This window comes from Bifidobacterium sp. LH_419 (assembly GCF_056356955.1).
Map to the genome: position 1 here is coordinate 1 of NZ_JBKEVG010000020.1, position 15,669 is coordinate 15,669.

The following is a 15,669-nucleotide window of genomic DNA, read 5'->3' on the forward strand; positions in this document are numbered from 1 at the left end:
CCGTACCCGGTGCCAACGATGCCCCAACACACATGTAAACCATGCCCCAGGAGACCCCGTCAACCATGCCCCAAGACATGCGTCAACTATGCCCCGAGACAATACAGCGCCTACGGCGCATACAGTCCCCTTTGCTCCCCCTGGATCTTTGCGCCCCCTGAAGGCTGAGCCGTAAAGCGAACGCCGGCGGCGTTCGTAGGCGAAGGCGAGCGACAGCGAGCAGACATAATGTCGGCCGAAGGCCGTCAATAATTGCGAAGGAGCTGTCCGGCAAAGCCGGACTGAGGGGGTAGGCCCCCTCTGTCGAGGGGGCTGTCCGCGAAGCGGACTGGGGGAGAGTAGAAGAGCGGCCTTTGGCCGCGGGAAAATCGCATCGGCCGAAGGCCGATTCCGTGTTTATGCGGCCTACGGCCGCGGTCTCTCCCCCACCCGGCTTCGCCGGGAGCCCCCTCGTCAGAGGGGGCCAAATACAACCCTTCCTCGCCCCTCGACGGAACAACAGCCCCTGCTCACATCGAAGGGCAAGAAAACTCGCCCCTCGATGCGGAATCAGTCCGTATCCTCACCGAAGGGCAGCAATCCCCCATCACCCCAATCATCACAAATCATCAAAACCCTTATTTTCCAACGATTCCCAAAACAACCACCACACTCCCCGACCGCGAAACTCGCCCCTCGACGCACTCCACACCCACAATCCCGTCGAGGGACAACAAAACTCGTCCCTCGACGCGAAATCACGTCACATCTTCATCGAGGGCCAACACGCAACCAGCAACCAGCCCACGCAACCAGCAACCAACTCACCCGCGCAACCAGTCCATCGCATTGAGAATGCGGATTCCCTCTTCGGTGACGCCTTCGCTGAACCGGTCGAGGGTAAGCACGATCCGCGGAAATGCGTCGTCGAGCTTGCGCAACGGCGCCAACTCGCGTTCACGCGTCTGCTCCTCCGTCATGTTCAACGTGACCTGGATGTACTGCCGATCCGCGCCATGCCGCGCCACGAAGTCGATCTCGCCGCCCGGCAGCACCCCGACGGACACGTTCCAGCCACGTCTGCGCAACTCCATGTAGACGATGCCTTCGAGCTGCGCGCCGCGATCCGCCCCATTGAAACCGTTGGCGAGGTTGCGGAACCCGTTGTCGACGGGATAGTACTTGCATTGTGGTCGCAGCAGCTGCCGTCCGCGGATGCGCGACTGCTCGCACCCGTACACGATGAACGCCTTCTCCAACGCGTCGATCTGGTTGTCGATGGTGGCATATGTCACCTTGAGTCCGGCGCTGTTGAGCGCGTTCACCACATTGTTGGTGGAGAACAGGTTGCCGGATGTCGCGAACAGGTACCGGCTCAGCTTCTCCAACGTCGCGAGATCACGGATGCCGTAACGTCGTGCCACGTCCTTGACCACCACGGACTCGTAGACGGCGTCGAGCACCTCGCCCGCCCGTGCCCGGTCCGGTTCGACGGCGCCGGTCGCGTAGAGGCCTGGTATGCCGCCGAACATCATGTAGTCGGCGAACAGCCGGTCCTCGCTCGCGCCGGGCCGCCGTTTCGCCATATGCGTCGCGTATTCGTCGTAGGACAGCGGATACACGGGGATTTCGACGTATCGCCCGGTCAGGTATGTGGCAAGTTCGCCAGACAGCAGTCTCGCGTTCGATCCCGTGATATAGACGTCCGTGTCGGCGCGCGTGTGCAGCCGCCGCACAACCTGCTCCCAACCAGGCACGTCCTGGATCTCGTCAAGCAGCACGACGAACGGGCCTGGCCCGGCGGCATCGAACGCACGGCGGAGATCGTCGTACAGGTCCGTGGCGGAGTACCCGATGGGCGTATCGAAGGAGTCGAAGCGACGATGGTAGATGTTGCGCTCCAGCAGCCCCTGATCCAGCAATGATTGCGCATACCGATTCAGCAGCGTGCTCTTGCCACAGCGACGAACCCCGGTGAGCACCTTGACTTCAGGCGTATTCCGGTGACTCTCCAGCGCAGACATCAGCTTCTCACGTACAATATAATCCACGACCGCACCACCTCCTTATTTTTAGTATACTAAAAATAGCGAAGCAAGGAAAAGCAAAGTTCACTCACGATGCATGCCGTTGCAGTTACTTCCCCTTCTGCACACACGAATGTCAAGTTAGGGCCCATTATGCAATAAATATGCAGAATTTCGCCTTACTGAGATAATCCAGTGCGAGAAAGATTTGAGAGATTCACCTTTGGCAACTTTGCCAGCCGGTCTCGATGGCGATCTTATCTTATCGAATCGCATCGAATCTTATCGAACACAGATAAGATAAGATTCGCCCCCTCCACCGAGAGGAGGCCGGGAATCAATACCCGCCGGTCTATGCCCCGCCTCTCGACACAACATCGCACCGCCCTCACTCGCCCCTCGACGCGATGGAAGCGCCAAACTGCACCAGGGGGCAACAAGGGAGACAAGAAACCTCCATCTGTAATGCGCGTGTCCGTACATGCGCCGTACACTGGTGGTATGACTACAACAACGCAAGGCAAGGACAGCCGCTTCGAGATGCGACTGAGTCAGGAGCAGCGCGCCCGGTTGGACGAGGCCGCCGCATCCAAGGGATTGAGCACATCGCAATGGGCGTTGTCCAATCTTCTGTCCGCCGCGGACCGGGATATCCGCGAGGCGCACGTCATGCGGCTGAATCACGAATCATGGGAGGAATTCGCGTCCGCGCTCGACGCACCCATGTCGCCCGCACTCGTCAGCCTGCTGGAAAGCGAGCCGATCTGGAAGTGACCACGTTCAGCGCACCCCGCAAACTCACCCCGGACGACGCAATCGACGATTTCCATTGCGGGCTACCCGTGGTCGACGACTGGCTGGAACGACACCTCGGCACCGCCCGCAAGCAGGGAACGGCCGTCGCCTACGGAACGTTCGCAACCGACGCACCCGCAACCGGCACCTTGGCCGGCTTCTACACGCTGAGCGCGTTCAGCATGGAACATGCGGACGCGCCGGGATGGCTGCGACGCAACACGCCCGACCCGATTCCCGTCATCCTGCTGGGCATGCTCGGCGTGGACATACGCTTCCAGACCATGCACGTCGGCAGCCAACTGCTCAGGGACGCCGTACTCCGCGCTCTGGGCGCCGCGGACATCATCGGCGCACGGGCGCTCGTGATGGAACCGGCCACCGACCACGCCGCCGCATTCTACGAACGCTACGGATTCCGCCACATCACGGACTCCGCTTTGATGTTCACCCCACTCACCATCCCCCACGCGACCAGTCCACGCAACCAACCCACGCGCTGAAAACAATGGCCCCCTCTGATGGCACATTGCCGGCAAAGGGGGCCAGCCGCCAGTCGCGACGGGACTACTTGGCGAGGTCGGCGAGGAGGGGGGCGACCTGCTCGTCGTAGGCTGTGAGGGCGGTGTCGATCACGTTGTGCATGTCGTAGTACTTGTACGTGCCCAGACGGCCGCCGAACACGGTCTTCGGCTCGGCCTTGGCCTTCGCCTCATACTCGGCGTACAGCTTCTTGTCGGCGTCCGTGTTGATCGGGTAGTACGGCTCGTCACCGCGCTCGGCGAAGCGGGAGTACTCCTCCCAGACCACGGTCTTGTCCGGGTTCTGCTGCTCGCGACGCTCCGGGTTGAAGTTCTTGAACTCGATGGCGCGGGTGTACGGCACGTCCGCGTCGGAGAAGTTCATGACCGGGCAACCGAAGTGGTCGCCCTCGTCGTAGCGGACCTCCTTGAAGTCCACGGTGCGCCACTTGAGATCACCCAGCTCGTAGTCGAAGTAACGGTCGATCGGGCCCGTGTACACGACCGGCACGCCAGCCGCCTGCAGCGCCTTCTTGTTGTACGGCTGCGACTCGTCGAAGAAGTCGACGCCCAGCTCCACGGTGATGCGCGGGTCGTCGATCATGCGCTCCATCCACTTCGTGTAGCCGTCCTTCGGCAGGCCCTCCCAGGTGTCCTTGAAATAGCGGTTGTCGTAGTTGAAGCGCACCGGCAGACGCTTGATGATCGAGGCGGGCAGCTCGCTCGGATCGGTCTGCCACTGCTTGCCCGTGTAGTTCTTGATGAACGCCTCGTACAGCGGGCGGCCGATCAGCTGGATGCCCTTGTCGTTGAGGTTCTGCGGATCGGTGCCGGCCAGCTCGCCGGCCTGCTCCTCGATGACCGCGCGGGCCTCGGCCGGCGTGTACGCCTTGCCGAAGAACTGGTTGATCGTGCCCAGGTTGATCGGCAGCGGGTAGACGACGCCGTCATGCGTCGCGTACACGCGGTGCACGTAGTCGGTGAACTCGGTGAAACGGTTCACGTAATCCCACACGCGCTTGTTGGAGGTGTGGAACAGGTGGGCGCCGTACTTGTGGATCTCCGCGCCCGTCTCCTCGTCGAAGTACGAGTACGCGTTGCCGCCGATGTGGTCACGCACGTCGATGATGTGCACGCGCGCGCCCGTGTGCTCCACCGCCTGCTGCGCGACCGTCAGGCCGAACAGGCCCGCGCCCACGATCACCAGATCCGGGTACTTGTTCTCCAGCGTATTATCCACCATGGCTTCAAACCTTTCACCGTCCATGTGCGTTTTGTCGCATCCCATCCTACCGGCCATGCCATACTGAGCGACTCCGCACGGTCCATTCGCGCCTGCCACGCGCGGCACGACCCACAGGCACGACTCAGCCCGCACCATCGGGTTCCGCAAAACGTTACAATTCCACTACTCCGACAAGAGAAAAACGTTACAAACTGACCACTACGACCAAGAAAAACGTTACACGCATCAGCAAAGGGCGGTACGACAGGCGCCAACGGAACAACGTGCTGGCAGTCACGGAATGGCATATCGACCACGCCCGGGTGCTCTGCAAGGGCAACGTGCAGCAGGATGGGCCAATCACCTATCTTCCGCTGTATATGACCATGTTCATCGTCCCCGAACAACTACCTGCTTCGCTGCCGTTCACCGTGGATTTGAGCGCCTTGCAACGGTGACGGGAATCCACCCCGCCGAAATCCGTCGTGCATATGCGCCGATACGATGATGGGCATGAGCGATTACGGGAATCAGGGATCATCCGCGACGACGTTCGCACCCCGCCACATCCTCGTGACGGGCGGAGCCGGGTTCATCGGCGCGAACTTCGTGCACTGGGTGGCGCGCGAACAGCCGGACGTGCGCATCACCGTGCTCGACAAACTCACCTACGCGGGCAAACGCGAAAGCCTCGACGGCGTGCCCGCGGACCGGCTCACGTTCGTGCACGGCGACATCTGCGACGCCGGACTGGTCGAATCGCTGCTGACGGGGGCGGCGGAGCGCGACGGCGCGACGCACGCCGCCGACGGCACGGTGCCGCCGATCGACGCGATCGTCCACTTCGCCGCCGAATCGCACAACGACAACTCGATTCTCGACGCGACGCCGTTCCTGCGCACCAACATCGACGGAACGTACGTGCTGCTCGAAGCGGCGCGACGGCACGGACTGCGCATCCACCACATCAGCACCGACGAGGTGTACGGCGACCTCGCGCTCGACGAACCGCGCAAATTCACCGAAACGAGCCCGTACAAGCCGTCCAGCCCGTATTCGGCGTCGAAGGCGGCGAGCGACCATCTCGTGCGCGCATGGCACCGCACGTACGGGGTGCGGGCGACGATCAGCAACTGCAGCAACAACTACGGGCCGTACCAGCATGTGGAGAAATTCATCCCGCGGCAGGTGACGAACATTCTCGCCGGCATCCGGCCGAAACTGTACGGGACGGGCGCGGCGGTGCGCGACTGGATCAGCGTGGAGGACCATTGCAGCGCGATCTGGGCGATTCTCACGCGCGGACGCATCGGCGAGACGTACCTGGTGGGCGCGGACGGGGAGATGAGCAACATCGACGTGCTGCGCATGATCCTTTCGCGCATGGGATTGCCCGCCGACGCGTTCGACCATGTGAACGACCGGCCGGGCGGCGACAAACGCTATGCGATCGACGCCTCGAAGATCACGCGAGAGCTCGGATGGCGGCCGCGTCACACCGATTTCGCCGCGGGCCTCGACGAGACGATCGCGTGGTACCGCAACCACGAAAGCTGGTGGCTGCCGGACAAGCAGGCCACGGAGGAAAAATACCGGTTGCAGGGGCACTGAGCGGGGCGCGTCGGGCGTATGCGCCGACGGATGCGCCCAACGGATGCGACGGATGTTATGCCTCAATGGGCACGTTCGACGCTGCTCGACGCCGCTCGATGCCACGGATGTGTATGGTTCGGCGGGCAATGTGTATGGTTCGGGGGCGAACCTGCATGGTTCTAGGGCCAACGTGTAGGAATTACGGGCGAACGTGTAGAGATTACGAGCGAACGTGTATGGGTAGGGGCTGAAGAGACGCCGAATCATGCCGGGGCGCGGTAGGCATTTTGTTGGAATTCCGGGCTTTTCTCAGGAGTCGAAACGCTCGGAAGCGGCGGTCTTCAGCACCACACCATGCACGTTGCCGCTCCAGAACTACACGTTCGACCCGAAACCATGCAGGTTCGCCCATAAATCATGCACGTTGCCGCCTGAACCATACACTGCACGAGCCATGTACGTCGTCTCCGTTGGAGGGAGGGGCGCTTTCGACTAAGCTGGTGCCCAGCGAAACACGGAAGCCTCATAGAAAGCGCGCGGATATGAAGATTGCGGTTGCCGGTACCGGGTATGTGGGCCTGTCGGTGGCGTTGCTGCTGTCGCAGCACAACGAGGTGCACGCGTTGGACATCGTGCCGGAGAAGGTGGAACTGCTCAACGCCGGCAAGAGCCCGATCGTGGACAAGGAGATCACCGCGTTCCTCGACGCCGACAAGTCCGGCGAACGGCCGCTGGACTTCCAGGCGACGCTCGACCCGGAGCAGGCGTATACGGGCGCGGATTACGCGATCGTCGCTACGCCCACGAACTACGACCCGCAGAAGAACTATTTCGACACGTCCAGCGTGGAGGCGGCGATCAAGGCGATCCGCACCTACGACAAGACCGCGTGGATCGTCATCAAGTCCACGATTCCGGTCGGCTACACGCAGCAGATCCGCGAGCGCTTCGCGGACAACCGCATCCTGTTCTCCCCCGAGTTCCTGCGCGAAGGCCACGCGCTGTACGACAACCTGCATCCGAGCCGCATCGTGGCCGGCGCTCCGCAGGACGACCCGGAGGCGGTCGAGGCGGCGCACACGTTCGTGGCGCTGCTCGCCGCCGGTGCCGACCCGGCCGAGCGGGAGCGCACGAACCCGGACGGCACGACCGGCATCCCGGAGCTCGTGGTCGGCACCACGGAGGCGGAGGCGATCAAACTGTTCGCGAACACGTATCTCGCGCTGCGCGTCGCCTACTTCAACGAGCTGGACACGTATGCGGAGAGCCGCGGCCTGGACACGCGCGAAATCATCAAGGGCGTCTGCTACGACCCGCGCATCCGCGACGACTATAACAACCCGAGCTTCGGCTACGGCGGCTACTGCCTGCCGAAGGATACGAAGCAGCTGCTCGCCAACTACGACAAGGTCCCGCAGAACCTGATCGAGGCGATCGTCGAGTCGAACACCACGCGCAAGGATTTCGTGGCCGACGAGATCCTGCAGCTCGTGGACAAGGCCCGCGCCGCCGGCAAGGAGCGCCCGGTGGTGGGCGTGTACCGGCTCACGATGAAGTCCGGTTCGGACAACTTCCGCCAGTCCGCCGTCCAGGGTGTGATGAAGCGCATCAAGGCGAAGGGCGTGGACGTGGTCGTCTACGAGCCGACGCTCGACAAGCCCGACTTCTTCGGCAGCCCGGTCACGCACGATCTGGCCGCGTTCAAGCGCGATGCCGATGTGATCATCTCCAACCGCTGGAACGCGGATCTCGCCGACGTGAGCGAGAAGGTGTACACGCGCGATCTGTTCCGGAGGGACTGACAGGGAGCGGGGCGGGCGGCCCGCGCCGCTCCGCCTTGCCTCCTTCCGTCTCGCCTTGCCTCCTCCCATTCCGCCTTGCTCCCTCCCGTCTCGTCCTATGGCGGATTGCGGTGAACGAGGAGTGAATTCGTCCTGAACCTGCGGCTACAATGTGCCGGTACGTTATTGCAGTGGACAGGTGGGGACAAGTGGGCAAGCCGCAGGATGAATCAACGGAGCATGCGTCCACGGGATACGCGTCCGCGGAGCATGTGCCCACGGACGCGTCCGAACGCGGATCCGGCATTCTCGACGCGGCGAGGCTTGTCAACATCGACGGGATCGACGACATCATGCCGATGGGCCTTTCCCTCGACGAGCCGTCGTCTCCGACCAGGGCGGATGCCGCTTCGGGTGCCGGAACGGACGCCGGTTCGGGCGCTGCATCGGCTACCACGTCTGATGCCGAAGATGCAGCGGATTCCAAAGCCGCCACCGACGCGGAATCACCCATCGACCGTTTCGAAGCCCATGTCGCCTCGGTCGAGGCCGGTATCGCTTCGGTCGAGGCCCGTGTCGCCTCGGCCGAAGCCAGCGTCGAAGCCCACGTCGCCGCCGCCAAGACCAACGTCGCGTCCACCGAGGCCCGTGTCGCCGCCGACATCGCCTCGGCCGCCAACCACGTACCCGAATACGCGCGGCAACTGGCCGACCAGTCGAAGCCGCTGATCGGCTCCGCGCGCCGCACCATGGTCGCCGCCGCGCGCAAGGCCAAGGCCTTCGTCCTGCACTGCGTCTCGATGCTCGTCGCGGCGATCGCCACGCTCCGCACATCGATGCGCGACTCGGCATTCATCACAACGTTCCCCAAGGCGTTCCCCAAGCGGATCGCCGAAACGTTCACGAACATTGTCGCCAAAGTACGGCCCATCGCCCGAACCGCCGCCCGCGCCACCGCCCAAGCCGCCCGAACCGCAACCAACGCGACCCACTCCGCACTCACCGCCATCCGCGCCAAAGCACTCCCCATCCTGCGCACCCTGACCGCGAAACTACGCACCCTGTGGCGCAGCCCCCGGTGCCGCGCCGCGCGCGCCAAGATCTGCGAAATCTGGCTCAAGCGCCCGAAATGCCCGTACACGCTGTATCTGCTGGTCACCGCGCTGATGACCGCCGCGGCCACGATCTTCATCCAGTGGGGCATGTACACGGAGCCCTCGTACGACGACCCGAACGCGGTCGACGAGACCACGAAGGCCCTCAACAGCGTGAACGGCCAGCTCACCCGATTCGTCGCGCAGATGTGGCTGTCGGGAAACGGCGCAGACGACACCAGCAAGCTCAACTGGCTGCTCAACTTCTGCGCGCTCGGCATGATCTACCTGGTGATCGTGTTCGTGCTGAACCGCTTCTGGGTGGCGACGGCCGTGTTCGGCATCACGATGAGCGTGTACGCGGTGGCGAACAGCATCAAGATGGACCTGCGCAACGAGCCGATCCTGCCGTCCGACCTGAGCTTCCTGTCCAGCGGCAACGGCGGCGAAATCGCCTCGTTCATCCCGGCGGGTAGCCGGCCACTGGTCAACGGCACGATCACGATGCTCGTCTGGCTGACTGTGATCTGCCTGGTTCTCCAGTTCGTCGACGGCCGACGCTGCGTGATCCCGTTCCATTGGCGTCGCCCGTTCCGCAACGCGAAGACCATCGCGGGCAACGTCACACGTCTCGTCGCCGCCGGCACGAGCATCGCGCTGCTGTGCTCGTTCACGTGGACGCTGAGCATCCCCGGCGCGTGGGGCTACGAGTGGGCGAAGAGCTGGGGCGATTCCCCGCAGCTGTGGAACGCGGCCGGCGACGCCCAGGCGAACGGCCCGACCATCAACTTCCTGCGCCTCACCCACCCGAAGATCATGGACAAGCCGGAAGACTACAGCCGGAAGACGATGGAGGAGCTGGCGCAGAAGTACGCCAAGCAGGCGCAGAGCACGAACAAGTCGCGCAAGAACCGGCTCACCGACAGCACGGTGGTGATGATCCTCTCGGAGACGTTCTCCGACCCGACGCGCGTGCCCGGCGTCAGCGTGCTCGAGGACCCGATGCCGAACATCCGCGCCGTCAAGGATTCAACCACGTCCGGCCTCATGCTCTCCCCCGGCTACGGCGGCGGCACGGCGAACATCGAATACCAGACGCTGACCGGCCTGGACCTCGCGCTGTTCGACGATTCGATGCAGTCCATGTACCAGGAGCTCGTCCCCCACCAGAAGAGCCCGTACTCGTTCAACCAGATCTGGAACGCGCGCTACGGCAAGACCGGTTCCACCGCGTTCCACCCGTACTACAAGAACATGTACCTGCGCGACGGCAACTACAAGAAGTTCGGCTTCGACCACTTCTACACGCTGGACAGCAAGCCGGCCATCGCCCATCAGGACACGGTCGACAACAACCCGTACGTGAGCGACGCGGCCTCCTACCAGAACGTGATCGACCAGATCAACAAGGAACAGCACCCTCAGTTCCTGCAGCTGGTCACGATGCAGAACCACTCCCCGTACAGCGGCTGGTACAACGACAACCAGTTCGACTGGGCGAACGTCTCCGAGAACATGGGCGACGACGAACGCTACGCGGTGAACACGTACATGAAGGGCGTGAACATCACCGACCAGGCGACCGCCGACTTCCTGAACCAGCTTGACTCGATGGACAAGCCGGTCACCGTGATCTTCTACGGCGACCACCTGCCCAGCGACTATACGACGGCCGCCGCGGACCGGCACAACGACCTCACCCTGCACGAGACCGACTATTTCATCTGGTCGAACCAGGCGTCCGGCGATGCCGGCTCCGGCGTGAAGCTCGACCCGGACAAGGCTTCGACGAGCTACACGTCGCCGAACTACTTCATGGCCCTGGCCAGCGAGCACATGGGCGCGAAGGTCTCCCCGTACCTCGCGTTCCTCTCCTCGGTGCGCGACGACCTGCCCGCCATGGAGCGTCTGGTGCTCGGCGCCGGCGGCTTCACCGACGACACGTCCACTACCTACCTCGACAAGAACGGCGACACGATCAAGCGCAGGAACCTCTCCAAGCAGCAGCGCGAGCTCCTCAAGGAGTACCGTCTCGTCCAATACGACATGACCGCCGGCAAGAACTACCTGGCCGGCACCCCCTTCTTCGACGTGAAGTAACGGGCCATGCTCCCGCCGAAGTGTAGGCCGACAATCGTGTAACAGGCGACCTGCATGAATTCCGCCCGAACCTGCATGGTTCGAAACCGAATGTGTATGGTTCAGCCCCGAACCTGTAGGTTCCGGAGACCAACCTGTAGGATTCAGACACGAACCTGCACGGGCAGGTCTTGAAGAACCGCTGATCCGCCCGAACACGCGCCACCGGTTTTGGTGGAATTCCAAGCTTCTGCGAAAGCGGCTCCGACCCGGAAACCGCCTTCTTCAACACTACACCGTGCACGTTGCGGCCCATGACCTACACGTTCGCCCCGGAATACTACAGGTTCGGGGCTGAACCATGCAGGTTCGCCGCCGAGCCATACACGTTCGCCCCGAAACCGTACACGTTCGCCTCCGGGCTCCAGCCTCCAGCGCTTCGCCTTCCAGCACTGTTCGGCCTCCAGCCCTTCCAGCGCTGTTCAGCCTTCCAACCTCCCGCGGCTACCCCACGCAACTTACCCCACGCTCACCACGAACGGGCTTGCGGGCAGTTTGGCCGAATCGTAGAGCATGCTGGCGCTGTTGGGGGCGAGCCCCCACAGGTAGCGCACCTGCGTGACGGTGTCCACGTCGTCGGAGTGGACGATGACCTGATTGCCCTGCACGGTGGCGTCGGCCGCGTGGAACGCGCCGTCCGAACCGGCCACTTCGAAGCCCTGCAGCGGCGTCGCGGTCACCGTGGCGGGTTCCGTCGCGGTCGCCTTCAGCGTGTAGTCCGGTTTCATCGCGCGCAGCCCGATCGCCGTGTTCGCGGCGAACGACACGGCGACGGTGGAGGCGTCGCCGTTCACGGCCTTCGCGCTCTGCGCGATCGGCCCGGACGACGCGACCCCGTTCCCGGTGTTGCCGCTCCCGTCCTCCGCCATCGCGAACCACTGCGTCGCCATGCGCTCGGCCAGAATGTCCTTGCCGAGCGGGTGGATCACCTTCGACGTACCTTTGTCCGTGTCCATCGAAACGGTCATCGCGAGATTGTCGGTCGTGCCGAGCGCCGCGCTGCCGAGCACGTCGAACTGCGCCTGCCGCACGATGGGCGTGTACTGGTTGCCGCCGCTGTAGCGCGCGAGCTGCACGTACAGGAACGGCAGGTCCTCTTCGCCGAACACGCTGCGGTATTGGTTGATGAGCGCGGCGAAGTCGCTTTCGTAGCGCAGCGCCGTGGCCTGCGTGGCGGCGTCGTCCTCGCCTTGGTACCAGAGCACGCCGGCGACGCGGTATCCGGCGAGCGGCTTGACGTGGTTCGCGTAGATGTCGCCGCCTTTCATGTGGCGTGCGATGCCGGTGCCGCCCCACGCAATCTGGATGATGCCGACGGGCACGTTCGGGTGGGCCTTGCGCAGACGCGCCGCGAACAGCTGCGGCAGGTAGCCGAGATAGTCGCTGTTGCTCCCGGTCGCGGACGCCCACTTGTGCGCGGTGACCGAGCGCAGCGGCAGCGACGAGCCGCCGAGCTTGCGTTCGACGGCGAGGAAGTGGATGCCCTCGTCGTTCACGGTCTTCGGCAGGTCGCTTTCGGCGAAGACTCCGGCGATGTTCCCCGCGACGAGGTCCTTCGTCCCGTAGTAGTCGACGTGGTTGAGCTCCATGTTCGACTGTCCGGCGGCCACGAACACGTCGCCCACATACACGTCGCGCACGGTGCGCGCCACCTGCCCGCCGATCAGGAACGCGAGCGTGTACGCGTCCTTGCGCGTGGGCACGTTCTTCACGGCGATGTCGAAGGTCGTGCCGACGGCCACCTGCTGCGATGATTCGATCTTCTGGTCGCCGTGCACGAACCGCACGGTGAGCTGCACGCGTTCGGCGTCGTCCCCCGATTTCGCGCCGGTCCCCGAGCCGTTCGTCCCAGAACCGTTCGACCCCGTGCCGCTCTTCTCCAGCGTTCCGCGGATGTGGATCGGCTTCCCGCGTTGCAGTACCATGCCCGGCATGTAGTAGTTCGGCAGGCTGACGCTCACCCCGGAGACCGCGGCCGAGGAGCCGGTGCCGGCGGAATCACCCGTACCGGAGGAACCGCCGATCCCGCATCCGCCCGTCACCATCATGGCCAGTCCGACCGTCGCCGCGAGCGTCGCGCGCACGACGGCGCGCACGCGGGCGCGCACCGTGGCGCGCGTTCCCCGGATAGTCTCACTCAACAAGCTGATCCTCCGTCCGTCTACCGATTCCATATGCCGATCCCGTATGTCGTCGTCTGCCGATCCGATTCAGGCACCCGCCGCCGGCCCCGTTCGCGCCGACCTGCGTTTGTATACTGACTGGTATGGTACAGGCACAGGCTGCAGCCGGAGACACGGCTTTTGAGGATACGCCCAGCGGCGCACCAGACACGACACCGACGTCGCCGATCACGGCATCGCCCACGACGCCCTCCCCGGAACCGGCCACGCGCTGGGAGACGGTGAACCGCGTCGTCTACCCGATGCGCAACGCCGGCCAGACGATGCCGCTCTACGCGGTGAACTGGCATCCCGCTCATTTCGACCCGAGCGTGTTCGACGAACGCGACAACCTGTACAGCGCGGATCCGAACGGCATGACCCGTTCCGAACTGTCCCGGCTCATCGCGGCCAGTCGCCGCGCGGCGGTCGAGGAGCCGCACGGGTTCGCCGTCGACTCGCGCAACACGATCACGTTGGCGGCGGGCACGCACCTGTCGCTGTGCACGTATTTCAACGCGTTCCCGGCCGGCTATTGGCGGTACTGGACACGCGTGAGGAGCGTGCGGTTCGCCGCGTGGGCGACGGGCAAGGGCACGGTCACGCTGTTCCGCTCCACGGCGCGCGGCCTCGCCGCGCCGGTGGAGACGTTCACGATCGACACGAAGCATGGTGACGGCGGCCCGGAACGTCTCGTCGCGGAACTGTCGCTCAAAGGCATGCTGGACGGCGGCTTCTACTGGTTCGACGCGCGCGCGGACGCCGACGCGTCGCTGACGGTCGGCGACGCGGTCTGGCAGGTCCCGGCTCGCGTGCGTCGCACGCGCGAGCCGGGTACGGTGTCCGTCGCGATCACGACGTTCAATCGTCCCTCCTACTGTCTGGACCAGTTGCGCGCGATCGCCGGCGAACGTGAGTTGCGTGATCGTCTGGACACCGTGTATTGCACCGATCAGGGCACGGATCTGGTACGCGACCAGCCCGGTTTCGCCGAGACGGCGGACGATCTGGGCGGTCAGCTCACGTATATCCGTCAAGGCAATCTGGGTGGTTCCGGCGGTTTCTCGCGCGGCATGTACGAGACGGTGAAGGCGGGCGTGAGCGACTACACGCTGCTGCTCGACGATGATGCGATCAGCGAGCCGGAGTCGATTCTGCGTGCGGTGCAGTTCGCGGACTACACGGTGCGTCCGGTGCTGGTGGGCGGCGGCATGTTCCATATCGACCATCGCACGGTGCTGCACGTGCAGGGCGAGCGGTATGACGCGCGTGCGCAGTGGATGGAGCCGTCGCGCGGCGCCGAGTTCAACCATGATTTCCGTTCGGAGCCGTTGGCGGACAGTCCGTCGATGCACGCCGTGCGCTTCTCTGATTTCAACGGATGGTGGTTCTGCCTGATTCCGGTCGAGACGATGCGTGCGGTCGGTTTGGGATTGCCCGTGTTCATCAAGTTCGACGACATCGAGTATGGTCTGCGCGCGAAACGGCATGGATTCCCGACGGTGAGCCTGCCGGGCGTGGCCGTATGGCATATGGGCTGGCATGACAAGGATCCGGCCCGCGGCTGGGAGGAGTACTTCCAGGTACGCAACCGGTGGGTCTGCGCGCTGCTGCATTATCCGAACGCGGGCCGTGCGGCCGCGTTCCGCATGCTCTACGAGGAGGCGAATCTGGGATTGCGCATGCTCTATTCGGGCATGGAGCTGAGCCAGCTGGCCCTCGCGGACCTGTTGAAGGGCCCGGAGTATCTGGTGGAGTCGCTGCCGACGAAGATCGCCGAAGTGCGCGAGGCGCGCAAGGGCTTCACGGACAGCGTCACGTACTCCAGTCCGCTGGATCTGCCGGAACCGGACGATCACGCCGATCGCGCGTGGGCGCCGGCCGGCGCGCGCGAAGTGACGAAACGCGGCATGAAGGCGGTGCTCGCCGCCCTGCGTTCCCGTTCCCGCGCGGACGGTGCGAAGGACGAGGCGCCGCAGGTGGCGATTCCGGCCCGGTTCTCGATCTGGCCGTCGTTCCTCGGCGTGCGTTCCGCGATGGTCACCTCCGCCGACGGCGATTCGGTAGCCTGGTTCCGCCGCGACAGCCGCCTCTACCGCCGCAACATGCGCAAGTGCTTCCACCTGTCCCGCCACCTGTCCCGCCACTGGAAGCGCCTCTCCAAGGAATACCGCGACTACGGCCTAGCCTCAATGCAAACCTGGGAGCAGATCTTCCACACCGCGGAACAGTAGAAAATACTGAGGGCCGCTCACAATCGTGAGCGGCCCTCAGTATTTTCAGCTCCCCTTGCCGGGGAGCAAGGCCATGCGCTCCGCGCATGCCAATCCTCTCGGCTCCCCTTGTCAGGGGA

General features: G+C 64.1%; 10 protein-coding genes. 7 read left to right on the top strand and 3 right to left on the bottom strand.

Annotated elements, in window-relative coordinates:
- Positions 1-803: 803 nt before the first annotated feature.
- Positions 804-2,030 carry an ATP-binding protein gene (locus AC1AYX_RS09850; RefSeq protein WP_476503312.1) on the bottom strand — a complete coding sequence of 409 codons (1,227 nt, stop codon included), beginning with the start codon at positions 2,028-2,030 and terminating at the stop codon, positions 804-806.
- Between the two features lie 477 nt (positions 2,031-2,507).
- Here AC1AYX_RS09850 and AC1AYX_RS09855 point away from each other — a divergent pair, with 477 nt between their 5' ends.
- Complete coding sequence (locus AC1AYX_RS09855; protein WP_476503313.1) at positions 2,508-2,780, top strand: type II toxin-antitoxin system TacA family antitoxin; 273 nt, start codon at positions 2,508-2,510, stop codon at positions 2,778-2,780.
- Positions 2,777-3,304 carry a GNAT family N-acetyltransferase gene (locus AC1AYX_RS09860; RefSeq protein WP_476503314.1) on the top strand — a complete coding sequence of 176 codons (528 nt, stop codon included), beginning with the start codon at positions 2,777-2,779 and terminating at the stop codon, positions 3,302-3,304. Before AC1AYX_RS09855 ends, AC1AYX_RS09860 begins: the two co-directional genes overlap by 4 nt.
- 64 nt (positions 3,305-3,368) lie before the next feature.
- Here the strand turns inward: AC1AYX_RS09860 and glf are convergent, their stop codons facing one another.
- Positions 3,369-4,565: a UDP-galactopyranose mutase gene (gene glf, locus AC1AYX_RS09865; RefSeq protein ID WP_476503315.1), complete on the bottom strand. Its 1,197-nt coding sequence runs from the start codon at positions 4,563-4,565 to the stop codon at positions 3,369-3,371.
- A 266-nt stretch (positions 4,566-4,831) separates the two neighbouring features.
- Between glf and AC1AYX_RS09870 the strand changes: the two genes are divergently transcribed.
- From AC1AYX_RS09870 to AC1AYX_RS09885, 4 genes are all read left to right on the top strand, one after another.
- A complete protein-coding gene (locus tag AC1AYX_RS09870; protein WP_476503316.1) occupies positions 4,832-5,005 on the top strand; it encodes a hypothetical protein in 174 nt (57 codons plus the stop codon).
- Positions 5,006-5,060: 55 nt separating this feature from the next.
- The gene (gene rfbB / locus AC1AYX_RS09875; protein ID WP_476503317.1) at positions 5,061-6,158 is read left to right on the top strand and encodes a dTDP-glucose 4,6-dehydratase; all 1,098 of its coding nucleotides are present in this window, start codon (positions 5,061-5,063) and stop codon (positions 6,156-6,158) included.
- Between the two features lie 524 nt (positions 6,159-6,682).
- Positions 6,683-7,942 (top strand): UDP binding domain-containing protein, encoded by a 1,260-nt coding sequence (locus tag AC1AYX_RS09880; protein ID WP_476503318.1) that lies wholly within the window; start codon positions 6,683-6,685, stop codon positions 7,940-7,942.
- Positions 7,943-8,808: 866 nt separating this feature from the next.
- Positions 8,809-11,115: an LTA synthase family protein gene (locus AC1AYX_RS09885; protein ID WP_476503330.1), complete on the top strand. Its 2,307-nt coding sequence runs from the start codon at positions 8,809-8,811 to the stop codon at positions 11,113-11,115.
- A 497-nt stretch (positions 11,116-11,612) separates the two neighbouring features.
- On the opposite strand, the gene AC1AYX_RS09890 is transcribed toward AC1AYX_RS09885, so the two are convergent.
- A complete protein-coding gene (locus AC1AYX_RS09890; protein WP_476503319.1) occupies positions 11,613-13,295 on the bottom strand; it encodes a sialate O-acetylesterase in 1,683 nt (560 codons plus the stop codon).
- 125 nt (positions 13,296-13,420) lie between these two features.
- Here AC1AYX_RS09890 and AC1AYX_RS09895 point away from each other — a divergent pair, with 125 nt between their 5' ends.
- The gene (locus AC1AYX_RS09895) at positions 13,421-15,550 is read left to right on the top strand and encodes a glycosyltransferase (protein ID WP_476503320.1); all 2,130 of its coding nucleotides are present in this window, start codon (positions 13,421-13,423) and stop codon (positions 15,548-15,550) included.
- Positions 15,551-15,669 lie beyond the last annotated feature (119 nt).

Bases quoted from the DNA above. Each gene is read 5' to 3' on its own strand.
- glf (WP_476503315.1), bottom strand. From the start codon at position 4,565: ATGGTGGATAATACGCTGGAGAACAAGTACCCGGATCTGGTGATCGTG.
- rfbB (WP_476503317.1), top strand. From the start codon at position 5,061: ATGAGCGATTACGGGAATCAGGGATCATCCGCGACGACGTTCGCACCC.
- AC1AYX_RS09855 (WP_476503313.1), top strand. From the start codon at position 2,508: ATGACTACAACAACGCAAGGCAAGGACAGCCGCTTCGAGATGCGACTG.
- AC1AYX_RS09880 (WP_476503318.1), top strand. From the start codon at position 6,683: ATGAAGATTGCGGTTGCCGGTACCGGGTATGTGGGCCTGTCGGTGGCG.
- AC1AYX_RS09895 (WP_476503320.1), top strand. From the start codon at position 13,421: ATGGTACAGGCACAGGCTGCAGCCGGAGACACGGCTTTTGAGGATACG.